The 21507-nt window shown below is 69.4% G+C and carries 21 protein-coding genes and 1 pseudogene; 18 read left to right on the top strand and 4 right to left on the bottom strand.

All coding sequences use genetic code 11. The annotated features are described in order from the left end of the window. Positions 1-91: 91 nt before the first annotated feature. The 11 genes from ftsZ (at position 92) to ACR3IO_RS16180 (ending at position 11741) form a co-directional block, all read left to right on the top strand. On the top strand, positions 92-1297 hold the full coding sequence (gene ftsZ / locus ACR3IO_RS16230) for a cell division protein FtsZ (RefSeq protein WP_434072263.1): 1206 nt from the start codon (positions 92-94) through the stop codon (positions 1295-1297). Then, positions 1294-1995, top strand: coding sequence for a YggS family pyridoxal phosphate-dependent enzyme (locus ACR3IO_RS16225; RefSeq protein ID WP_434072262.1), 702 nt, complete (start codon positions 1294-1296; stop codon positions 1993-1995). The genes ftsZ and ACR3IO_RS16225 overlap by 4 nt, the downstream gene beginning before the upstream one ends. 33 nt (positions 1996-2028) lie before the next feature. Then, on the top strand, positions 2029-2505 hold the full coding sequence (locus tag ACR3IO_RS16220) for a cell division protein SepF (RefSeq protein WP_434072261.1): 477 nt from the start codon (positions 2029-2031) through the stop codon (positions 2503-2505). 5 nt (positions 2506-2510) lie between these two features. Next, positions 2511-2816, top strand: coding sequence for a YggT family protein (locus ACR3IO_RS16215; RefSeq protein WP_434072260.1), 306 nt, complete (start codon positions 2511-2513; stop codon positions 2814-2816). A 115-nt stretch (positions 2817-2931) separates the two neighbouring features. After that, positions 2932-3618, top strand: a complete 687-nt coding sequence (locus ACR3IO_RS16210; protein ID WP_434072259.1) for a DivIVA domain-containing protein — start codon at positions 2932-2934, stop codon at positions 3616-3618. Continuing rightward, complete coding sequence (lspA, locus tag ACR3IO_RS16205) at positions 3608-4228, top strand: signal peptidase II (RefSeq protein WP_434072258.1); 621 nt, start codon at positions 3608-3610, stop codon at positions 4226-4228. The genes ACR3IO_RS16210 and lspA overlap by 11 nt, the downstream gene beginning before the upstream one ends. 7 nt (positions 4229-4235) lie before the next feature. Then, positions 4236-5156, top strand: a complete 921-nt coding sequence (locus ACR3IO_RS16200; RefSeq protein ID WP_434072257.1) for an RluA family pseudouridine synthase — start codon at positions 4236-4238, stop codon at positions 5154-5156. A 116-nt stretch (positions 5157-5272) separates the two neighbouring features. Continuing rightward, on the top strand, positions 5273-8746 hold the full coding sequence (dnaE, locus tag ACR3IO_RS16195; RefSeq protein ID WP_434072381.1) for a DNA polymerase III subunit alpha: 3474 nt from the start codon (positions 5273-5275) through the stop codon (positions 8744-8746). Between the two features lie 46 nt (positions 8747-8792). Further along, positions 8793-10100, top strand: a complete 1308-nt coding sequence (gene hisD, locus ACR3IO_RS16190; RefSeq protein WP_434072256.1) for a histidinol dehydrogenase — start codon at positions 8793-8795, stop codon at positions 10098-10100. Positions 10101-10159: 59 nt separating this feature from the next. Further along, positions 10160-10633 carry a transcriptional regulator NrdR gene (gene nrdR / locus ACR3IO_RS16185; RefSeq protein ID WP_434072255.1) on the top strand — a complete coding sequence of 158 codons (474 nt, stop codon included), beginning with the start codon at positions 10160-10162 and terminating at the stop codon, positions 10631-10633. 46 nt (positions 10634-10679) lie between these two features. Beyond that, complete coding sequence (locus ACR3IO_RS16180; protein ID WP_434072254.1) at positions 10680-11741, top strand: quinone-dependent dihydroorotate dehydrogenase; 1062 nt, start codon at positions 10680-10682, stop codon at positions 11739-11741. Positions 11742-11795: 54 nt separating this feature from the next. Here the strand turns inward: ACR3IO_RS16180 and ACR3IO_RS16175 are convergent, their stop codons facing one another. Further along, positions 11796-12734 carry an App1 family protein gene (locus tag ACR3IO_RS16175; RefSeq protein WP_434072253.1) on the bottom strand — a complete coding sequence of 313 codons (939 nt, stop codon included), beginning with the start codon at positions 12732-12734 and terminating at the stop codon, positions 11796-11798. A gap of 228 nt (positions 12735-12962) precedes the next feature. Here ACR3IO_RS16175 and ACR3IO_RS16170 point away from each other — a divergent pair, with 228 nt between their 5' ends. From ACR3IO_RS16170 to ACR3IO_RS16150, 5 genes are all read left to right on the top strand, one after another. Then, positions 12963-13622, top strand: coding sequence for a TetR family transcriptional regulator (locus ACR3IO_RS16170; RefSeq protein ID WP_434072252.1), 660 nt, complete (start codon positions 12963-12965; stop codon positions 13620-13622). A gap of 132 nt (positions 13623-13754) precedes the next feature. Continuing rightward, on the top strand, positions 13755-14567 hold the full coding sequence (locus ACR3IO_RS16165; RefSeq protein WP_434072251.1) for an ABC transporter ATP-binding protein: 813 nt from the start codon (positions 13755-13757) through the stop codon (positions 14565-14567). Next, on the top strand, positions 14564-15262 hold the full coding sequence (locus ACR3IO_RS16160) for an ABC transporter permease (RefSeq protein WP_434072250.1): 699 nt from the start codon (positions 14564-14566) through the stop codon (positions 15260-15262). The genes ACR3IO_RS16165 and ACR3IO_RS16160 overlap by 4 nt, the downstream gene beginning before the upstream one ends. Further along, entirely contained in the window at positions 15259-15975 is a 717-nt protein-coding gene (locus ACR3IO_RS16155; RefSeq protein ID WP_434072249.1) for an ABC transporter permease, read from the top strand. The genes ACR3IO_RS16160 and ACR3IO_RS16155 overlap by 4 nt, the downstream gene beginning before the upstream one ends. Before the next feature lie 23 nt (positions 15976-15998). Beyond that, complete coding sequence (locus ACR3IO_RS16150; RefSeq protein ID WP_434072248.1) at positions 15999-16925, top strand: ABC transporter substrate-binding protein; 927 nt, start codon at positions 15999-16001, stop codon at positions 16923-16925. Between the two features lie 172 nt (positions 16926-17097). Here ACR3IO_RS16150 and ACR3IO_RS16145 read toward each other — a convergent pair. From ACR3IO_RS16145 to ACR3IO_RS16135, 3 genes and pseudogenes are all read right to left on the bottom strand, one after another. After that, positions 17098-17739, bottom strand: a pseudogene (locus ACR3IO_RS16145) (DedA family protein); the annotation flags it as partial. Between the two features lie 39 nt (positions 17740-17778). Further along, positions 17779-18612: a M56 family metallopeptidase gene (locus tag ACR3IO_RS16140; RefSeq protein ID WP_434072247.1), complete on the bottom strand. Its 834-nt coding sequence runs from the start codon at positions 18610-18612 to the stop codon at positions 17779-17781. Between the two features lie 2 nt (positions 18613-18614). After that, a complete protein-coding gene (locus ACR3IO_RS16135) occupies positions 18615-18989 on the bottom strand; it encodes a BlaI/MecI/CopY family transcriptional regulator (RefSeq protein ID WP_434072246.1) in 375 nt (124 codons plus the stop codon). Positions 18990-19076: 87 nt separating this feature from the next. On the opposite strand from ACR3IO_RS16135, the gene ACR3IO_RS16130 reads away from it, so the two are divergent. Both ACR3IO_RS16130 and cydB read left to right on the top strand, forming a co-directional pair. Next, on the top strand, positions 19077-20489 hold the full coding sequence (locus ACR3IO_RS16130) for a cytochrome ubiquinol oxidase subunit I (protein WP_434072245.1): 1413 nt from the start codon (positions 19077-19079) through the stop codon (positions 20487-20489). Positions 20490-20501: 12 nt separating this feature from the next. Continuing rightward, positions 20502-21506, top strand: coding sequence for a cytochrome d ubiquinol oxidase subunit II (gene cydB, locus ACR3IO_RS16125; protein WP_434072244.1), 1005 nt, complete (start codon positions 20502-20504; stop codon positions 21504-21506). Position 21507 lies beyond the last annotated feature (1 nt).

The following is a 21507-nucleotide window of genomic DNA, read 5'->3' as shown; positions in this document are numbered from 1 at the left end:
GCTTACCTTCGAACACAGCAATTGCATACTCGGCAAGACTTTAACCCTCGACTTGAGGTTCAAAGTTCAGAGTTCGCACGAAGGGCCGGAGATGTCGACTAACCAGAATTACCTCGCCGTCATCAAGGTCGTCGGTATCGGCGGCGGCGGCGTCAACGCCGTCAACCGAATGATCGAGCTCGGCCTTCGAGGCGTCGAGTTCATCGCGATCAACACCGACGCCCAGGCGCTGCTCATGAGCGACGCCGACGTCAAGCTCGATGTCGGGCGCGACCTCACGCGCGGGCTCGGCGCCGGCGCCGACCCCGAGGTCGGTCGACGCGCGGCCGAAGACCACGCCGAGGAGATCGAGGAGGCGCTGGCCGGCGCCGACATGGTCTTCGTCACCGCCGGCGAAGGCGGCGGCACGGGCACCGGCGGCGCTCCGGTCGTCGCGCGCATCGCCAAGTCGATCGGCGCGCTCACCATCGGTGTCGTCACGAAGCCGTTCGGATTCGAGGGCAAGCGCCGTCAGACGCAGGCCGAACAGGGCGTCGCACGCCTGAAGGAAGAGGTCGACACCCTCATCGTGGTGCCGAACGACCGCCTGCTCGAGATCAGCGACCGCGGCATCTCGATGCTCGAGGCCTTCGCCACCGCCGACCAGGTGCTCCTCGCGGGTGTCCAGGGCATCACCGACCTCATCACGACGCCCGGCCTCATCAACCTCGACTTCGCCGACGTCAAGTCGGTCATGCAGGGCGCCGGATCCGCGCTCATGGGCATCGGTTCCTCGCGGGGGGCCGATCGCGCCATCAAGGCGGCCGAGCTCGCCGTCGCGAGTCCGCTGCTCGAAGCCTCGATCGACGGCGCGCACGGCGTGCTGCTGTCGATCCAGGGTGGCTCGAACCTCGGAATCTTCGAGATCAACGACGCGGCGCGACTCGTGCAGGAGGCCGTGCACCCCGAGGCCAACATCATCTTCGGTGCGGTCATCGACGACACGCTCGGTGACGAGGTCCGCGTGACGGTCATCGCCGCCGGATTCGACGGGGGAGAGCCCGGTGCGAAGCCCGTCGAGGTGCGGCGCGAGCAGCTCGTGCCCGCGGCGGTCGGCGCGGCGACCGCCGCCGGCATCGGCGGCTCGGCCTCCACGGGTGCCGACTCGGCCGACGTGATCGGCGAGATCGACATCGACGAACTCGTCGAGACGGCGAACTGGGGCGGGCCCGAGACCTCGACGGCCGACCAGATCGTCAGCGACCCCGCCTTCGACGCCGCCGACGACGACCTCGACATCCCCGACTTCCTGAAGTGAGCTCCGCGCACGCCGACTCGAACCTCGATGCGCTTCGCGAACGACTGCTCGCGGTGCGTCATCGGGTCGAGTCGGCCGCGGCGGCGGCCGAGCGGGACGCGAGGGACATCACGACGATCGTGGTGACCAAGTTCCATCCGGCCTCGCTCGTTCGGGACCTCGAGAGCCTCGGGGTGCACGACATCGGCGAGAACCGCCATCAGGAGGCTCAGGCGAAGCACCGCGAGCTCGCGGACCTCGACCTGCGCTGGCACTTCATCGGCCAGCTGCAGAGCAAGAAGGCCAGGCAGGTGCGCGCCTACGCGAGCGCCATCCACTCGATCGACCGCCCGGCCCTCGTGGACGCGCTCCGATCGGAGGAGGCATCCGTCGACGCATTCGTCCAGGTCAACCTCACCGACGACCCCGGGCGCGGCGGCGTCGCCGCGGCCGACCTCGGCGCGCTCGTCGAGCACGTGCTCGCGACGCCCGGCCTCCGCCTGCGCGGACTCATGGCCGTCGCACCGCTCGAGGAGCCCGCGCGGCCCGCGTTCGCCCGGGTGCGCGAGCTCTCCGAGTCGGTCGTGCGCCCGTTGGCTCCCGCCGCGACCGATCTGTCGATGGGCATGAGCCACGACCTCGAGGACGCCGTGGCCGAAGGCGCGACACACCTACGGATCGGCACCGCAATCACCGGCAATCGTCCGGTCGCCGGTTAGCCTCGAAGAGACGGAACATAGACGGAGGCAGCGATGTCCAACCCGCTCAAGAAGACCATGGTCTACCTCGGCCTCGCGGACGAGGAGTTCGAGACCGAGCCCCGAGAAGCGTCGGCCCCCGCGCCGGCATCGCCGGTCGTGCATGCCGCACCGGCGCCCAAGACCGGGGCGGCCGTCACGCCGCTCCGCAAGCACCCTGTCCAACCGAGCACCCCGCAGGCGGAGATGAACGAGATCCTCACCGTGCACCCGCGTCAGTACCGTGACGCGCAGGTCATCGCCGAGTCCTTCCGCGAGGGAGTCCCGGTCATCATCAACCTCTCGCAGATGTCGGACGGCGACGCACGTCGCCTCATCGACTTCGCCAGCGGCCTCTCGCAGGGCCTGCACGGCAAGATCGAACGCGTCACGAGCAAGGTCTTCCTGCTTTCGCCGTCGCACGTCGTGGTCTCGGGGGAGACCGGTGAAGCCGAGGGCGACGTCGACGCGTCGTTCTTCACGCACGCATAGCGGCGGTGGCTGCGCTGTCCGTCGTCTGGAGCATTCTCTACACACTGCTCGTCATCTACTTCTTCGTGATGTGGGCGCGCTTCGTGCTCGACCTCATCCGAACCTTCAACCGATCCTGGCGCCCGCAGGGCGCCTGGCTCGTCGTCGTCGAGATCGTGTACTCGGTGACCGACCCGCTCGTGCGCTTCTTCCGACGGCTCATCCCGCCGATCCGCATCGGGCAGGTGGCCCTCGATCTCGGATGGTCGCTGGCCATGCTCGTGGTGATCATGGCGATGACCGTCGTATCGTGGCTCGCGGCGGTCGCCTGACGATCTCCTGCGAACACGACGCACTGCATGACCCCGGCACTGGGGGAACCGAGTGGACTTTGCTACCGTTTAGCAGAACGCAACGAACAGTTCGAAGATGTGAGGGTGAGAAGCCATGGCGCTAACTCCGGAAGATGTGGTCAACAAGCGCTTCCAGGCGACGAAGTTCCGCGAGGGGTACGACCAGGATGAGGTCGACGACTTCCTCGACGAGGTCGTCGTCGAGCTTCGTCGACTGAATCAGGAGAACGAAGAGCTGCGCCAGCGCGTCTCGACGGCTGAGGCCCGGGCCGCAGAGGCCGCCTCGTCGGCCGCGGCCGCTCCGGTGGCGGCACCCGTCTACGCGGAGCCGACGCCCCAGCCTGCGACGGTCGCCGTCACGGTTCCCGCTCCCGCTCCGCAGTCGGAGCTCGACGAGCAGACCAGCACCACGAACCTGCTGCAGCTCGCGCGCCGTCTCCACGAGGAGCACGTGCGCGAGGGCATCGAGAAGCGCGATGCGCTCATCGCCGAGGGCCACGCCACCGCGGCGCGCGTCGTCGCCGAGGCCGAGGCCAAGCAGCGCGCCCAGATCGGCGTCCTCGACCAGGAGCGTCAGGCGCTCGAGAAGCGCGTCGACGGACTGCGTCTGTTCGAGCGCGAGTACCGCCAGAAGCTGAAGAGCTACATCGAAGGCCAGCTGCGCGACCTCGACACCGCCGCACCCGTCTCGGTGCCCGACAACCAGGGCTACCACGCTCCGGTGACCGGCGTCTCGAACGAACAGGCTCCCGCACCCACCTTCCAGGGCTTTGGAGCCTGAGCGGCGCACGAAGGCCGGAGCAACCGCCCTCGTCGTCCTCGTCCTCTGCGCGCTCGCGGTCTACGGACTCGATCAGCTGAGCAAGTTCCTCGTCGTCTCCAACCTCACCGAAGGCGAGACGGTTCCGGTGCTCGGCGACGTGCTCCAGTGGCATTTCGTGCGCAACCCGGGTGCGGCGTTCTCGCTCGCGAGCGGCATGACCTGGATCTTCACGATCCTGGCGGCCGGCGTCATCACGTTCATCATCTGGTTCGCCCGACGCATCCGCTCGGTCGCGTGGGGGCTCGTCTTCGGGCTCCTGCTCGGCGGGGTGCTCGGCAACCTCACCGATCGGCTCCTCCGGGAGCCGAGCTTCGGGCTCGGACACGTCGTCGACTTCATCTCGACGCCGTGGCTGATCCCCGCGATCTACAACGTCGCCGACATGGCGATCGTGTCGAGCATGGTGCTGTTCATGATCCTCACGATCCGCGGCATCGGACTCGACGGGTCGCGCGAGCCCAAGCGCTCGGCGGCGGGCGACGAGTCGTCGTCCGATGCCGTCGAAGCCGCTGACGGCGAGCCCGGCGCAGCACCGGGCGGCGTCGCGCCGGTCGTCCGCGGGGCCTGAGCGCCGCATGGAGCATCGTTCCCTTCCCGTCCCCGACGGGCTCGAAGGCATCCGCGTCGATCAGGGCCTCGCGAAGCTGCTCGGGTTCTCCCGCACGCAGGCGGCCGAGGTGGCGGCATCCGGCGGCGTCGTGCTCGACGGCCGGACGGCCGACAAGTCCGATCGCCTCCGCGCCGGCAGCTGGCTCGAGGTGAGCTGGGAGCCGCCGCGCACCGTCGAGGTCGTGCCGATCGCCGTTCCCGACCTCGGCATCATCCACGACGACGACGACCTCGTGGTCGTCGACAAGCCCGCGGGCGTCGCGGCGCATCCGTCGCTCGGCTGGGACGGCCCGACGGTCGTGGGCGCCCTCGCGGCGGCGGGGTTCCGCATCTCGACCTCAGGTGCGCCGGAGCGGCAGGGCATCGTGCACCGGCTCGACGCCGGTACGAGCGGACTCATGGTCGTGGCGAAGTCCGAGCGCGCGTACACCGAGCTCAAGCGCCAGTTCCACGACCGCGAGGTCGAGAAGATCTACCACACGGTCGTGCAGGGACACCCCGATCCGCTCGCGGGCACCATTGACGCGCCCGTCGGCCGCCACCCTCGCTCGGAGTGGAAGTTCGCCGTCGTGGCCGGCGGCAAGCATGCCGTGACGCACTACGAGACGCTCGAGGCTTTCCCATACGCCTCGCTGCTCGAGGTGCACCTCGAGACCGGTCGAACGCACCAGATCCGCGTGCACATGGCCGCCCAGCGGCATCCGTGCGTCGGCGACGCCATGTACGGCGCCGACCCCACGATCTCGGCCAGGCTCGGGCTCACGAGGCAATGGCTGCACGCACACCGGCTCGCCCTCACGCACCCGGCGACGGGGGAGTGGACCACCTTCGAATCCGGCTACCCGGCCGACCTCGCCGCCGCGCTCGACTCGCTTCGGCAGGATTGAGCGTGGGTGGTCGCCCGTAGACTGGGAGACCGCGAAACCCAACGCGATCCGATCTGGTGAGGAGCCTCGTGGCCGGCGATTCCTTCGTCCATCTGCACGTGCACAGCGAGTACTCGATGCTCGACGGGGCCGCCCGGGTCGGTGAACTCGTCACCGCAGCGGCCGAGCAGGGCATGCCCGCCGTCGCGGTCACCGACCACGGCAACGTGTTCGGCGCCTACGACTTCTGGAAGCAGGCGACCGACGCCGGCATCAAGCCGATCATCGGCACCGAGGCCTACATCACGCCGGGCACGCACCGCGGCGACAAGACCCGCATCCGGTGGGGCAACGGCGGCGGCGACGACGTCTCGGGCTCCGGCGCCTACACCCACATGACGCTGCTCTCGCAGAACACCGAGGGCATGCACAACCTCTTCCGGCTCTCGAGCCGGGCCTCGCTCGAGGGCTACTACTTCAAGCCGCGCATGGACCGCGAGCTGCTCTCCACCTACGCGTCGGGCCTCATCGCGACCACCGGCTGCCCGTCGGGCGAGGTGCAGACCCGGCTGCGGCTCGGGCAGTACGACGAGGCCGTGAAGGCGGCATCCGACTTCCGCGACATCTTCGGCAAGGAGAACTACTTCGCCGAGATCATGGACCACGGGCTCGGCATCGAGCGCCGGATCATGACCGACCTGCACCGCCTGGCGAAGCAGCTCGACCTGCCGCTCGTCGCCACGAACGACCTGCACTACACGCACGCGCACGACGCCAAGAGCCATGCGGCGCTGCTCTGCGTGCAGTCGGGGTCGACCCTCGACGACCCGAACCGCTTCAAGTTCGACGCCGACGAGTTCTACCTCAAGACGGCCGCCGAGATGCGGCAGGTGTTCCGCGACTACCCCGAGGCGTGCGACAACACGCTGCTCATCGCCGAGCGCTGCGACGTGAAGTTCAACACGAGCGCCAACTACATGCCGCGCTTCCCCGTGCCCGAGGGCGAAGACGAGCAGAGCTGGTTCGTCAAGGAGGTCGAGCGCGGACTCCACGTTCGCTACCCCGACGGCATCCCCGACGCCGTGCGCAAGCAGGCCGACTACGAGGTCGGCGTCATCTCGCAGATGGGCTTCCCCGGATACTTCCTCGTGGTCGCCGACTTCATCAACTGGTCGAAGAACAACGGCATCCGGGTGGGGCCGGGCCGCGGCTCGGGTGCCGGTTCGATGGCCGCCTACGCGATGCGCATCACCGACCTCGACCCGCTGCAGCACGGCCTCATCTTCGAGCGGTTCCTGAACCCCGACCGCGTCTCGATGCCCGACTTCGACGTCGACTTCGACGAGCGCCGACGCGGCGAGGTCATCAAGTACGTCACCGAGAAGTACGGCGACGAGCGCGTCGCGCAGATCGTCACCTACGGCACGATCAAGGCGAAGCAGGCGCTGAAGGACTCCGGCCGAGTGCTCGGATTCCCGTTCTCGATGGGCGAGAAGCTCACGAAGGCGATGCCGCCGGCGGTCATGGGCAAGGACATCCCGCTCACCGGGATCTTCGACACGAAGCATCCGCGGTTCAAGGAAGCCGCCGACATCCGGGCGATCGTCGAGACCGACCCAGAGGCCAAGACGGTGTTCGAGACGGCGCTCGGCCTCGAGAACCTGAAGCGCCAGTGGGGCGTGCACGCCGCGGGCGTGATCATGTCGAGCGATCCGCTCATCGACATCATCCCGATCATGAAGCGCGAGCAGGACGGCCAGATCGTCACGCAGTTCGACTACCCCGCGTGCGAGTCCCTCGGCCTGATCAAGATGGACTTCCTCGGGCTGCGCAACCTGACGATCATCGACGACGCGCTCGACAACATCGAGGCGAACCGCGGCTTCCGCCCGGTGCTCGAAGACCTCGCGCTCGACGACCCCGGCGCCTACGAACTGCTCGGCAAGGGCGACACCCTCGGCGTCTTCCAGCTCGACGGCGGGCCGATGCGCGCGCTCCTGCGACTCATGAAGCCCGACAACTTCGAGGACATCTCGGCCGTCATCGCGCTCTACCGCCCGGGCCCCATGGGCGCGAACTCGCACACCAACTACGCCCTCCGCAAGAACGGCCTCCAGGAGATCACGCCGATCCATCCCGAGTTCGAGGAGTCCCTCCGCGAGATCCTCGACACGAGCTACGGCCTGATCATCTACCAGGAGCAGGTCATGGCGATCGCGCAGAAGGTCGCCGGGTTCAGCCTCGGCCAGGCCGACATCCTGCGTCGAGCGATGGGCAAGAAGAAGAAGTCCGAGCTCGACAAGCAGTACGAGGGCTTCTCGGGCGGCATGAAGGCCAACGGCTACTCGGATGCCGCGATCCAGAAGCTCTGGGAGATCCTGCTGCCGTTCTCCGACTACGCCTTCAACAAGGCGCACTCGGCGGCCTACGGCGTGCTGAGCTACTGGACGGCGTACCTGAAGGCGCACTACCCGGCCGAGTACATGGCGGCACTGCTCACGAGCGTCGGCGATGCCCGCGACAAGCTCGCCCTGTACCTGAACGAATGCCGTCGCATGGGCATCAAGGTGCTTCCGCCCGACGTGAACGAGTCGATCGGCTACTTCGCGGCCGTCGGCGAGGACATCCGCTTCGGCATGGGCGCCGTCCGCAACGTCGGCTTCAACGTCGTCGACGCGATCCGCGCGGCGCGCGATGCGAAGGGGCGGTTCGAGTCGTTCCACGATTTCCTGAAGAAGTGCCCGCTGCCGGTCGCGAACAAGCGCACGGTCGAGTCCCTCGTCAAGGCCGGCGCGTTCGACTCCCTCGGTCACACCAGGCGGGCCCTCGTCGAGGTCCACGAGGGTGCGGTCGAGTCGGTCGTCAAGGAGAAGCGGGCCGAGGAGGTCGGCGACATCGGGTTCGACTTCGACAGCCTGTTCGACGATCACGAGCGCGACTCCGCGCCGTCCCTGGTGCCCGACCGCCCCGAGTGGCCGAAGAAGCAGAAGCTCGCGTTCGAGCGCGAGATGCTGGGCCTGTACGTGTCCGAGCATCCCCTCGACGGGCTCGAGGCGCCGCTCGCGAAGCACGCGTCGTCCTCGATCCTCGATCTCACCACCTCGGACTCGACCCAGGACGGCGACACGGTCGTCGTCGCCGGGCTCGTCACGAGCGTGCAGCATCGCATCGCGAAGCAGTCGGGCAACCAGTACGGCATGATCCAGGTCGAGGACTTCTCGGGCGAGATCACCGTCATGTTCATGGGCAAGGCCTACCAGGAGTTCGCGCCCGGCCTGCAGGCCGACTCCATCGCCGTCGTGCGCGGGCGGGTCAGCATGCGCGACGACGGCATGAACCTGCACGCCTTCAGCGTGTTCACCCCCGACCTCGGGCAGAACGACGAGTCCGGCACGGTGAAGATCACGATGCCCGACGTCCGCGCGACGCCCGAGACGGTCGCGGCGCTCGAGGAGGTGCTCGTCCGCCACCGCGGCGAGACCGAGGTGCGCCTGACCCTGACCAAGGGGCGGGTCGCGCGCGTCTTCGAGATCCCGTCGTACCCGGTCAAGGTCAGCGCGGACTTCTACGGCGAGCTGAAGAGCCTGCTCGGACCCAACTGCCTCGTGTGACGAGCAGGGCCATGGTCGGCACATCCGGTCGGTACGCTGGATGATCATGCTGCGCACACTCGACCTCCGCGGTTCTCGACCGACCCCAGCCGACCTGCTCGCGCTCGTACCGCGTGCCGAGACGGACGTCACGGCCGCCCTCGCGCCGGCCGGCCGCATCATCGACGAGGTGCGCGAGCACGGCGAGCAGGCGCTGCTCGACCAGGCCGAGCGGTTCGACGGCGTGCGACCGGAGGCGATCCGGGTCCCGGCGGCCGAACTGCAGGCCGCGCTCGATACGCTCGCTCCCGAGGTGCGGTCCGCCGTCGAGTCGACGATCGCCCGCGTCCGCGAGGCGAGCGCGGCCCAGGTCCCGGCGCCGGTCACGACCGTGCTCGCACCCGGCGCCGTCGTCGAGCAGCGGTGGCAGCCGGTCGAACGCGTCGGGCTCTACGTGCCGGGCGGCAAGGCGGTGTACCCCTCGAGCGTGGTCATGAACGTCGTCCCCGCGCAGGTCGCGGGCGTTCGCTCGATCGCCCTCGCCTCGCCGGCGCAGGCCGACCACGGCGGGCGCATCCACCCGACCATCGCCGCCGTCGCGGCGCTCCTCGGCGTCGACGAGGTGTACGCCATGGGCGGGGCCGGTGCCATCGGCGCGTTCGCCTACGGCGTCCCCGGAATCGGCCTCGACCCTGTGCAGCGCGTCACCGGGCCGGGCAACGTGTTCGTCGCCGCGGCGAAGCGGCTGGTGGCCGGCGTCACGGGCATCGACGCCGAAGCCGGGCCGACCGACATCCTCGTCATCGCCGATGCCGGCGCGAACCCCGATTTCGTGGCCGCTGACCTCGTCAGCCAGGCCGAGCACGATGAGCTCGCGGCATCCGTGCTCGTGACCGACTCGGTCGAGCTGGCCGACGCCGTCCGCGCGCGGCTCGAGGTGCGCGTCGCCGCGACGAAGCACTCCGAGCGGGTGCGCCAGGCGATCGGCGGGCCGCAGTCCGCGCTGGTGCTCGTCGACGACCTCGAACAGGCGGCCGCCTTCACGAACGCCTTCGGCCCCGAGCACCTCGAGATCCAGGTCGCCGACCCCGACGCCGTGCTCGCGCGCGTCGAGAACGCGGGGGCGATCTTCCTCGGCCCCTATTCGCCGGTGAGCCTCGGCGACTACGCCGCCGGCTCCAACCACGTGCTGCCCACCGGCGGCACCGCCCGCCACGTCGCCGGCCTCTCGGCGGCCACGTTCCTGCGGCCGCAGCAGGTCGTTCGATACGACGAGCAGGCGCTCCGCGAGGTCGCCCCCGTCGTCGCGGCGCTCTCGAGCGAAGAGGACCTCCCCGCGCACGGCGAGGCCGTCACCGCGCGATTCGAGTCGTGACCGTGGGGGAGCAGGCGGCAACCGGAGCGCTTCGCCCGTCCCGCTAGGCTGGGCACACCATGTACTGTCCGTTCTGCCGCCATTCGGATTCCCGCGTCATCGATTCCCGCACGAGTGACGACGGGCTCTCCATCCGCCGCCGCCGACAGTGCCCCGAGTGCGGTGGGCGGTTCTCGACGACCGAGACGGCCAGCCTCTCGGTCATCAAGCGCAGCGGCGTCACCGAGCCGTTCAGCCGCGAGAAGGTCGTGCTCGGCGTCAAGAAGGCGTGCCAGGGCCGGCCGGTGACCGACTCCGACCTCGCGATGCTCGCGCAGACCGTGGAGGAGACCATTCGCTCCACCGGCGCCTCGCAGATCGAGGCCAACGACATCGGCCTCGCGATCCTGCCGCCGCTGCGCGATCTCGACGAGGTGGCGTACCTCCGCTTCGCGAGCGTCTACCAGGCGTTCGAGTCGCTCGACGACTTCGAGACGGCGATCGCCCAGCTCCGCGAGGCGCACGGCCGCCTGCCCGCCCGGCCTGTCGAGTGAACCGGTCGCAGGCCGTCCTCCTCGCTCCGATATCCTGAAAGACGGCATGTATCCCCTCATCTTCTCCCTCGTCTTCAAGCGCATGGACGCCGAGGACGCGCACCACTTCGCGTTCCGCTTCATCCGGCTGCTGCCGACGCTCGGCCTCGGCCGACTGGTGGAGTCGTTCACGAAGCCGAGCGAGTCGCTCGCGGTCGAGGCGCTCGGGTTGCGCTTCCCGTCGCCGTTCGGCGTGGCCGCCGGGTTCGACAAGGACGGTTACGCCGTGCGCGGCCTCGGCAACCTCGGGTTCGGCCACGTCGAGGTCGGCACGATCACCGCGATCGCGCAGCCGGGCAACGAACGCCCGCGCCTGTTCCGGATCATCGGCGACCGCGCCCTGGTGAACCGCATGGGCTTCAACAACCACGGTGCGGATGCCGCGGTCGGGCGTCTCTCGCGCCTGTCGCGTCGCCGGCACCGGCCCGTCCTCGGCATCAACATCGGCAAGAGCCGGGTCACCGCGGTCGAGGACGCCGTTCCTGACTACGAGCGCAGCACGCGGGTGCTCGCCCCCTACGCCGACTACCTCGTGGTGAACGTGAGCTCGCCGAACACGCCGGGTCTCCGCGGCCTCCAGGAGCTGGACGCGCTCGCCCCCCTGCTCGAGGCTGTCAGGGCCGCCGCGGGTCGCACGCCGCTGCTCGTCAAGATCGCCCCCGACCTCGCCGACGACGAGGTCGCGCGCATCTGCGAGCTCGCGACCCGCCTGCGGCTCGACGGCATCATCGCGACCAACACGACCATCGCCCGCACGGGATTGACCGCCTCGGCAGCCGAGATCGAGCGGATCGGCGCCGGCGGCCTCTCCGGAGCGCCCCTCGCGACGCGGTCGCTCGAGGTCCTCCGGCTGGTCCGCGAACACGTTCCGGCCGACCTCTGCGTGATCTCCGTCGGCGGCGTCGAGACGGCTGCAGACGTCCAGGAGCGCCTCGACGCGGGTGCGACGCTCGTGCAGGGATACTCCGCCTTCATCTACCGCGGCCCGACGTGGGCCCGGCAGATCAACCGCGGGCTCGTCGAGCTCCGTCGCCGTCGCGCACGCGACGCGGCATCCGTCGCCGCCTGACGCGACCGACGCCGGCCAGAGCGGGTCGGCGCACGCCGGTTTCGGCCGGGGCGGTCAGAGCACGCCGGCGGTGGAGAGCCGGTCGGCGAGGGTCGATCCGTCGCTCGCCGAGACCCACGGCACGTGCACGCCGCCCTGGTCGGCCTTGCCGCGACCGCCGGCGAGCACCGCCTCGCCCTTGGACAGCGTGCGGATGGCGATCGCCGCGACGTGGTCGGGATGCTCGGACGCGAAGTCGGCGTAGATGGCCTCGTCGTGCTGTCCGTCGTCGCCGATGAGCAGCCACCGGATGCCGGGGAACTCGCCCGCGAGACGGCGCAGGTTCTCCTCCTTGTGCGCCCGGCCGCTGCGGAACCAGCGATCGTGCGTCGGGCCCCAGTCGGTCAGGAGTAGGGGCCCCGACGGATAGAGGTTGCGCGAGAGGAAGCGCGTGAGCGTCGGCGCGACGTTCCAGGCGCCGGTGGAGAGGTAGATGATCGGCACGCCGGGGTGCGCGCGCACGAGGCGGTCGTAGAGCACCGCCATGCCCTGCGTGGGGATGCGGGCGTGCTCGTCGAGCACGAACGTGTTCCAGAACGCCACGAACGGTCGCGGGAGCGCCGTGACCATCACGGTGTCGTCGACATCGGAGATGATGCCGAACGAGACGTCGGGGGAGAGCACCTGGATCGGGGCCTCGACCGGTTCGGCGCCCTCCGTGCTGAGCGTGGCGCGGTGCCAGCCCGGCGGAAGCGAGACCGGGATGCGCGTGTCGACCACGCCGCCGCGATCGGCGAGCACCTCGATGCGCTGTCCCGCGATGTCGATCAGCACCGGCACGTCGCCGACCGGGGCGCTCGTGAAGCTGCGCCATCCGCGGATGCCCTGCTCGCGGCGTCGGCGCCGTCGGGGCGACGGCTCGTCTTCGGCGATCGGACGGCTCAGCAGCACGCGGCATAAGACGCGCACCCATTCGGTGGAGCCGTAGCCGGTGTACGGGACGATTGTCGGCACCTGCCCACGCCACCGCGCCCACCGCACGTGCCGATCATGGATCCAGTCTTCGACGCGCGCGGCGCGATGCCGGACCACGCGCTCTCGGGATCCGGCCGGATCTAGGGGGCTCGCCGGCATCCACTCAGTCTGTCATGCCCGGATGCCCCGGAACGAAACGGCCGGCGGGCGTGGTCTCGAGCACCTTCGACGGCAGGTAGAGTGGACCCCGCAAACTGAGGAGGTTCCGTGCCGAATGTCGACCTGATCCTCGGGGCCGATTCGAGCATGAAGCGCTCAGTCCGCACCGAGCCGACCCAACGTCGGAGTTCGCAGCGTCTCGATGCGCTGCTGGACGCCGCCGCCGACATCGTCGACGAATCCGGGTTCGAGCGACTCACCACGCAGATGGTGGCCGAGCGTGCCGGGGCGTCCATCGGCACGGTCTACCGCTACTTCCCCGATCGCGTCGCCGTCGTGAACGCGCTCCGCGAACGTGCCATCCGTCGGTACCGCGAGCGCGTCGTCGACGACATGGCGGGCACGTCGCCCGACACCTGGTGGGACCTCGTCGACATCGCGCTCGACGTGTGCATCACGATGTACCGCGACGAGCCCGGCTTCACGGTGGTCCATGCCGGACGCCGGGACCGCGACGACGACCACGAGCCCGAGTTCTCCACGCGCCTGGCGCGGTTGATCGCGAGCGAGTTCGAGGTCGAGGTCGAGGACGACGTGCTCAGCTTCCGGCTGGGCGTGGCGCTCGAGATCGGTCACGCCCTCATCAACCGGGCGTTCGAGCGATCGATCGACGGCGACGAGGCCTACCTCGCCGAGGCGCGCAGCCTCGTGCGCACCTACCTCTTCGAGCACGTCGGCACGCCGCGCGCCGCGAGCACCGCGGCCTGAGGCCGGCTGCCCGCAGCCACCCGTCACCCCGACGCGCACTCCGCGCCGTCGGCGTTGCCTCCGCGGCCGATTGGTGTTTGGCTGGAGAACTGGCGATCGGGCACCCGTCCGTTCCAGGGATGAGGGGCACCGATGATCGAGTTCCGCGACGTCACGAAGCGATATCCCGACGGCACGGTCGCCGTGGAGGGCGTCGACATCGTGATCGAACCGCACACCACCACCGTGCTCGTGGGGTCCTCCGGGTCGGGCAAGACGACCCTGCTGCGCATGATCAACCGGATGGTCGACCCGACCGGCGGCACGGTGCTCATCGACGGCACGGATGTCGCGACGCTCGATCCGGTCCGGCTCCGGCGGGGCATCGGCTACGTGATGCAGAACTCGGGACTCCTCCCGCACCGCACCGTCGTCGACAACGTCGCGACCGTCCCCGTGCTGACCGGGGTCACGCGCCGGCAGGCCCGGTCCCGCGCCCTCGAGCTGCTCGACACGGTCGGACTCGACCGCTCGCTGGCCGACAAGTACCCGGCGCAGCTCTCGGGCGGCCAACAGCAGCGCGTCGGCGTGGCCCGCGGCCTCGCCGTCGACCCGAACATCCTCCTGATGGACGAGCCCTTCGGCGCGGTCGACCCGATCGTGCGATCCGAGCTGCAGCAGGAGCTCATCCGCCTCCAGGGCGAGCTGGGCAAGACCGTCGTGTTCGTCACGCACGACATCGACGAGGCGTTCCTCCTGGGCGACCAGGTGGTCATCATGCAGCAGGGCGGGCACATCTCGCAGGCGGCCTCGCCCGCCGAGATCCTCGCGTCGCCGGCCGACGCGTTCGTCGCCGACTTCGTCGGGGCCGACCGCGGCAAGCGCGCGTTGCACCTGACCGACGTCGACGGGCGCACGGTCGTGGTCGACGGCGACGGTCGCCCGGCAGGGGTGCTCACCCCGTGACGTGGTTCTGGGCGAACCTCGACGAGGTCGGCGAACTCATGCTCGTGCACCTCGGCCTGACGGTGCCGGCTGTCATCCTGAGTTTCGTGCTCTCGATCCCGCTCGGCTGGACCGCGCATCGCTACGCCTGGTCGCGCGGTGTGCTGCTCTCGATCTCCGCGCTGCTCTACGCGATCCCGTCGCTGGCCCTGTTCATCGCCCTCCCGCCGCTGACCGGGTTCGGACTGCGCTCTCCCGTCAACCTCGTGATCGCGCTGACGATCTACGGCGTCGCCGTCATGGTGCGCACGGCGGCCGACGCGTTCGATTCGGTCTCGCGCGACGTGCGCCAGTCGGCGACCGCGCTCGGCTACTCGGGCTTCGGTCGATTCTGGGGCGTCGAGCTCCCGCTGGCCGGTCCGGTGCTGCTCTCCGGCCTCCGCGTGGTCATCGTGAGCACGGTGAGCCTCGCGACCGTCGGCGCGGTCATCGGCGTGCAGAGCCTCGGCAGCCTCTTCACCGACGGCTTCCAGCGCGGCATCCAGGCGGAGATCATCACCGGCATCGTGGCGACGATCGTGCTCGCCCTGGCTCTCGATCTCGCGGCGGTGCTGATCGGGCGTGCCGTCCTGCCGTGGACGAGGACCCCGAGCGCGCGGCGCGCCGCCCGCGAGCGGGCGATCGAGGCGCCCGAGCGGGTGGCGGGTGCCGCATGAACCTCTTCGTCGACGGGTTCGCCTGGATCCTCGACCCGGCCAACTGGACGGGCCCGGGCAGCATCCCCGAGCGGCTCGGGCAGCACCTGGCGGTGTCCGCGACCGTGCTGCTCATCGCGATGGTCATCTCGCTGCCGATCGGCGCGCTCATCGGGCACACCGGCCGAGGCCGGGAGGCCGCGGTCATGGTGTCCGGCGGACTGCGTGCGCTGCCGACGCTCGGCGTGCTCACCCTGTTCGGCCTCTGGATCGGCATCGGCCTCACGGCGCCGATCCTCGCGCTCGTCATCCTCGCGATCCCGCCCCTGCTGGCCGGCGCCTACGCGGGGTTCGAGTCGGTCGATCGCCGCACCATCGATGCAGCGAGGGCGATGGGCATGCGCGAGCTGCAGATCGTCGGCGGCGTCGAGCTGCCGCTCGGCCTGCCGATCCTCGTGGGCGGCATCCGCTCGGCCTCGGTGCAGATCATCGCGACGGCGACCCTCGCCGCCTACATCGCCGACGAGGGTCTCGGGCGTTACATCTTCCAGGGTTTGAAGACAAGGGATTACGCGGAGATGCTCGGCGGTTCCATTCTGGTGATCGCCCTCGCACTCGCCATCGACGGATGCTTCGCCGTCATCCAGCGGCTCGTCGTGCCGGCCGGTGTGCGGGCGACGCAGGACAGAGAGCTCCGCTCACGGCCATCCCGGTCGCGAGCGGCCACGGGGTGACCCGAATCGAAGGGAAAGCACGAATGTTCACAGCAGGAAGAGGCCGGCTCGGTGCGCTTGCATTGGTCGCGGTCGGGGCGACAGTGGCCCTGGCAGGGTGTTCGTCCGGAGATCCGCTCGACAGCGGATCGGGTGGGAGCGACGGGGCGTCGGAGACGATCGTCGTCGGCTCGCAGGACTACTACTCGAACGAGATCATCGCGGAGATCTACGCGCAGGCGCTCGAGGCGAACGGCTTCACCGTGGAGCGCGACCTCCGCATCGGCCAGCGAGAGGTCTACATCCCCGAGATCGAGGACGGCTCGATCGACCTGTTCCCCGAGTACACGGGGAACCTCCTCCAGTTCTACGAGCCCGACACCGAGGCGAAGACGAGCGATGACGTGTACGCCGCGCTCACGGACGCCCTTCCCGACGGGTTGCGGGTGCTCGACCAGTCGCCCGCGACCGATCAGGACTCGTACAACGTCACCAAGGAGTTCTCGGACGCGAACGGCGTCACGAGCCTCGAGGACCTCGCCGACGTGTCCACGCCGATCACGCTCGGCGGCAACTCCGAGCTCGAGACCCGTCCCTACGGACCCGAGGGGCTCAAGTCGGTGTACGGCGTCGACGTGTCGTTCACGCCGATCGAGGACAGCGGCGGACCGCTGACGCTCAAGGCGCTCGTCGACGACCAGGTGCAGATGGTGAACATCTACAGCGCCGACCCCAACATCGAGGCGAACGACCTCGTCACGCTCGAGGACCCGAAGGGGCTCTTCCTCGCGTCCAACGTCGTCCCCGTGGTCAGCGAGAAGATCACCGACGAGGCGGCCGACGTGATCAACACGGTCAGCGCTGCACTCACCCCGCAGGAACTCGTGTCGCTGAACTCGTTGAGCGTCGACGAGCAGCAGTCCGCCGACCAGATCGCGAAGGACTGGCTCGCGGAGCAGGACCTCTTCTAGGTCCCGGTCACGTCTGCGAGGGGTCGGATGCCGCGGCATCCGGCCCCTCGTGGTCGTTCGACACCGACGCGACGTCGTCGGCCGCGATCTCGTACACGTCGGGCCCGGTCTCGGCCGGCCCGGTGGAGACGACCTCGTCGGCGACGCCAACGCCTGCAGCAACGCGACTGCCCGCGGCATCCGCCATGTGGGCCGCCTCGGACCGGAAGATCCAGCGCTTCGCGAGCCACACGACGGCGAGGAAGACGACGATCACGGCGACGAAGAGGTAGCCGGCCCAGTGCAGCTCGCGACTGAGCTCCCGGTAGCCCTCGGCGGCGAGGGCGCCGACGCTGACGTACGCGAAGGTCCAGATGACGCAGGCCGGCAGGGTCCAGGCGATGAAGCGCCGGTAGCGCATCGTGCTCATGCCCACCGTCAGCGGGATGAGCGAGTGCAGCACCGGGAGGAACCGGGAGATGAAGACCGCGGGGCCGCCGCGCCGATCGAGGTACCGCTGGGCCCGCCGCCAGTTCTCCTCGCCGAGGCGACGTCCGAGTCGGGAGTGCTGGATGTGCGGTCCGAACCAGCGGCCGAGTGCGAAGCCGATGCTCTCGCCGATGAGGGCGCCCGCGATGACCGCGACGACGAGCGCGAAGTACTGGCCGATGCCGTCGATCGCGGTCGAGGCGACGAGCACGATGGTGTCGCCCGGCACGATCAGCCCGATGAGCACGGAGGTCTCGAGCAGCATGCCGAGGCCTGCGAGCAGCGTGCGCGCCACGGGATCGACACTCTGAACGGTGTTCAGGATCCAGTCGAGGATCTCGTTCATCGTTCGAGCGTAACCGCGCGCGTGCGGCGGCGCGTCAGACTACAGGCTGATTCCAAGGCGTGCGAGGCGCGCGTCGAGCATCGCGCGATCGGGGCTGATGCCGCCGGAATCGGCGTAGGCGCCGGGCTCGCCCGAGGTGCCGACGAGGAGCATCGCCGACCCGAGGGTCAGGTCGCCGACCTCGCGCCGTGCGGTGTCGTCGGCGAGCATCTCGGTCAGGAGTGCGACCGCCCGTTCGGCGCGATTGGCGATCGGGAACCACGGCAGCGCGCTGTGCCACGCGCGGAACGAGAGCAGCACCAGATGGTGGAACTGGTCGAGGTGGGCGCGTTCGTGCGCGATCACGGCGGCGAGCTCGTCGGGCCGGAGCGCGTCGATCAGACCGTCGGTCAGCACGGTCGCCGTGCGGATGCCCGGCACGCAGTAGGCGAGCGGCTCGGGGTGGGCGAGCACGCGCGTGTGCGGCATGCCCGGCATCGGGTCGCCGAGGATGGCGATGAGGTGGTGCTGGCGTCGGCGTTCGCGTTCGGCGCGAACCGCGGTCTGCGCGACGTTCAGGGCCAGGTGGATCGCGAGGCCGATGGCCAGCGTGAGGGCGGCGAGGTGGATCACGGCGTACTCGGGCGGGATCGCGCCCTGCAGCAGTGCGGGGACGAGGTGCTCGGCCGCCGCCGGCAGGGATCCGGCGGGGATCGCGGCGAACGCGAGGAGGCTGCCGATCATCGAGAACGCGCCGGCGAGTGCGATGCCCTGCCACAGCATGAGGGCCCGTGCGGGGGCGTGAGCCGGCCACGCGGCCCGCGAGAGGGCCATCGGAACGGGCCACGCGAGTGTCACGGCGATCGCGCCCAGGACGACGGCGATGGCGAGCATGGTCAGCGGTGCGCGAGTTCGTCGAGGAGCCTGCGGAGCGTGGCGGCCTCGCCGGCGCTCACGGTGCCGACGAACCGGGCGAGCGCCGCGTCGCGGTCGCTCGAGCGGTCGAGCACCTCGTGCATGAGCTCGGCGGTGTGCTCCTCGCGCGAGAGCAGCGCGCGGTACCGGTGCGGACGCTGTTCGCGAGCGCGGGCGACGAAGCCCTTGCGTTCGAGGCGGGAGAGCACGGTGAGCACCGTCGTCGTCGCCACCACCCGCCCGGACGGATCGCCGCGGAGCGCGAGCGCGTCGCGCAGCTCGTTGGCCGTGAGGGTGGCGTCGTTCGCCCAGAGCACCTCCATCACGGAGCGCTCCAGTTCTCCGAGACTCGCCATGCTTCCAGACTACCGCTCGGCGCCTGAATGTTCTACGCTCTGTAGAAGTTGGTCATCGCGACGCAGTCGCATGCGAAAGGGGCAACCGTGAACGACCTGCTCGATCCGCTGCTGCTGGCCAGATGGCAGTTCGGCCTGACGACCGTGTACCACTTCCTCTTCGTGCCCATCACGATCGGCCTCGCGACCACCACCGCGGTCTTCCAGACCGCCTGGTTCCGCACGGGCAAGACCGAGTACCTGCGCATCACGCGGTTCTTCGGCAACATCTTCCTGATCAACTTCGCCATGGGCGTGGTCACGGGCATCGTGCAGGAGTTCCAGTTCGGCATGAACTGGTCGGAGTACTCGCGATTCGTCGGCGACGTCTTCGGCGCTCCGCTCGCGATGGAGGGCCTCCTGGCCTTCTTCTTCGAGGCCACGATGATCGGCCTCTGGATCTTCGGCTGGGACAAGCTGCCGCGCGGCATCCACCTGGCCACGATCTGGGCGACGGCGGTCGGCACCATCCTGTCGGCCTACTTCATCCTCGCTGCGAACGCGTTCATGCAGAACCCCGTCGGCTACGAGATGAGCGGCGACGGCGGCCGCGCCGAGCTCGTCGACATCGGCGCGCTGCTCACGAACCGGGTCGTGCTCGCCGCGTTCCCGCACACGATCGCGGCGAGCTTCATGGTCGCCGCCGGTCTCATCATCAGCGCCGCGGCCTGGCACCTCGCCCGCAACCGCAACCTCGAGACCATGCGCCCCGCGCTCAAGTACGGCCTCTGGCTCATGATCGGCTCCGGCATCCTCACGACGCTCTTCGGCGATCAGCTGAGTCTCGCGATGGTGGCCACCCAGCCCATGAAGATGGCCGCGGCCGAGGCCACGTTCGACACCGTCTGCGGGGCGGATGCCTCGTTCTCGATCTTCACGCTCGGCACGCCCGACGGCTCGAGCGAGCTCTTCTCGATCCGCATCCCGTACCTCCTCTCCTTCCTGTCGACGCATACGTTCGACGGCTGCGTCGAGGGCATCAACGACCTCCAGGCCCAGTACACCGAGCAGTTCGGACCCGGCGACTACGCGCCGATCCTCTGGGTCACGTACTGGGCGTTCCGCTGGATGATCGGCCTCGGCCTGCTGCACGTGATCATCGCGGTCGTCGGCCTCTGGGTCACGCGAAAGGGGCGCATGCCGAAGCAGGCATGGATCTGGAAGGTCGCGATCTGGAGCTTCCCCCTCTCGCTGCTCGCCATGAGCGTCGGCTGGGTCTTCACCGAGATGGGCCGCCAGCCATGGATCGTCTTCAGCCTCATGAAGACGGAGTCGGGCGTCTCGCCGTACGTCACCGGCGTCGAGGTGCTCATCTCGCTCGTCGCGTTCACGCTCGTCTACGGCATCCTCGCCGTGGTCGAGGTGCGCCTGATCATCCAGGCGATCCGCAAGGGCCCACCCGAGGTCGGCGATCCCGATCCCGAGACCGGCAAGATCGAACCCGCGACGACGGTGTACTAGGAGGCGATGGAGATGGATCTCGCAACACTCTGGTTCTGGATCGTCGCGTTCCTCTTCGTGGGGTACTTCGTGCTCGACGGATTCGACTTCGGCGTCGGCATGTCGTTGCCGTTCCTCGGCAAGGACGACACCGACCGCCGCGTGCTCATCAACACGATCGGCCCCGTGTGGGACCTCAACGAGACGTGGGTGATCGTCGCGGGCGCCTCGCTCTTCGCGGCCTTCCCCGAGTGGTACGCCACGCTCTTCTCGGGGTTCTACCTCGCGCTGCTGCTCATCCTGCTCGCCCTCATCGCCCGCGGGGTCTCGTTCGAGTACCGGCACAAGCGGCCCGACTCGAAGTGGAAGGCGTGGTTCGACGGCATGATCGTCGTCGGCTCGGCCGTTCCGGCGCTCCTCTGGGGCGTGGCGTTCGCGAACATCGTGGCGGGCGTGCCGCTCGACGCCGACCACAACTTCACGGGCAACCTCCTGACGCTGCTGAACCCGTACGCGCTGCTCGGCGGGCTCACGACCCTGCTGCTGTTCTTCACGCACGGCGTGGTGTTCGCGTCGCTGAAGACCGACGGCGACCTGCGTGAGCGCGCACAGCGCCTCGCGACCCGGTCGGGCCTCGTCACGATCGTCGTCGCGGCCTCGTTCCTGCTCTGGACCGGGCTCGCCTTCGGCACCCTCTGGTTCTGGATCTTCGCGGCGATCGCGGCATTCGCCCTCATCGGCGGCTGGCTCATGAACCTGCGCGGAGCCGAGGGCGTCGCGTTCACGCTGCTCGCGGTGACGGTCGCCACGGCCGTGCTCGCGCTGTTCTCGGCGCTGTTCCCCGACGTCATGCCCGCCTCGAACGATCCGGCCAACAGCCTCACGATCGAGAACGCGTCGAGCACCGAGTACACGCTCACCGTGATGAGCTGGGTGGCGCTGTTCACCCTGCCGATCGTGCTGCTCTACCAGGGCTGGACGTACTGGGTCTTCCGCAAGCGGGTGACGCGCGCGTCGATCGAGGCCGCCGCGCACTGAA

Origin of the sequence: Agromyces sp. Marseille-Q5079, assembly GCF_051016555.1 — a bacterium.
In the GTDB taxonomy this organism is placed as follows: Bacteria; Actinomycetota; Actinomycetes; order Actinomycetales; family Microbacteriaceae; genus Agromyces.
Note: the sequence above shows the minus strand (reverse complement) of the source record. Positions and strands in the feature narration are given on the sequence as shown.

Excerpts from the sequence above, each read along its gene's own strand:
- ACR3IO_RS16150 (WP_434072248.1), top strand. The coding sequence starts at position 15,999 with ATGTTCACAGCAGGAAGAGGCCGGCTCGGTGCGCTTGCATTGGTCGCG.
- dnaE (WP_434072381.1), top strand. The coding sequence starts at position 5,273 with ATGCTCGACGGGGCCGCCCGGGTCGGTGAACTCGTCACCGCAGCGGCC.
- ACR3IO_RS16140 (WP_434072247.1), bottom strand. The coding sequence starts at position 18,612 with ATGCTCGCCATCGCCGTCGTCCTGGGCGCGATCGCCGTGACACTCGCG.
- ACR3IO_RS16210 (WP_434072259.1), top strand. The coding sequence starts at position 2,932 with ATGGCGCTAACTCCGGAAGATGTGGTCAACAAGCGCTTCCAGGCGACG.
- ACR3IO_RS16180 (WP_434072254.1), top strand. The coding sequence starts at position 10,680 with ATGTATCCCCTCATCTTCTCCCTCGTCTTCAAGCGCATGGACGCCGAG.
- ACR3IO_RS16155 (WP_434072249.1), top strand. The coding sequence starts at position 15,259 with ATGAACCTCTTCGTCGACGGGTTCGCCTGGATCCTCGACCCGGCCAAC.
- ftsZ (WP_434072263.1), top strand. The coding sequence starts at position 92 with ATGTCGACTAACCAGAATTACCTCGCCGTCATCAAGGTCGTCGGTATC.
- ACR3IO_RS16135 (WP_434072246.1), bottom strand. The coding sequence starts at position 18,989 with ATGGCGAGTCTCGGAGAACTGGAGCGCTCCGTGATGGAGGTGCTCTGG.
- cydB (WP_434072244.1), top strand. The coding sequence starts at position 20,502 with ATGGATCTCGCAACACTCTGGTTCTGGATCGTCGCGTTCCTCTTCGTG.
- nrdR (WP_434072255.1), top strand. The coding sequence starts at position 10,160 with ATGTACTGTCCGTTCTGCCGCCATTCGGATTCCCGCGTCATCGATTCC.
- ACR3IO_RS16200 (WP_434072257.1), top strand. The coding sequence starts at position 4,236 with ATGGAGCATCGTTCCCTTCCCGTCCCCGACGGGCTCGAAGGCATCCGC.
- ACR3IO_RS16220 (WP_434072261.1), top strand. The coding sequence starts at position 2,029 with ATGTCCAACCCGCTCAAGAAGACCATGGTCTACCTCGGCCTCGCGGAC.
- ACR3IO_RS16165 (WP_434072251.1), top strand. The coding sequence starts at position 13,755 with ATGATCGAGTTCCGCGACGTCACGAAGCGATATCCCGACGGCACGGTC.
- hisD (WP_434072256.1), top strand. The coding sequence starts at position 8,793 with ATGCTGCGCACACTCGACCTCCGCGGTTCTCGACCGACCCCAGCCGAC.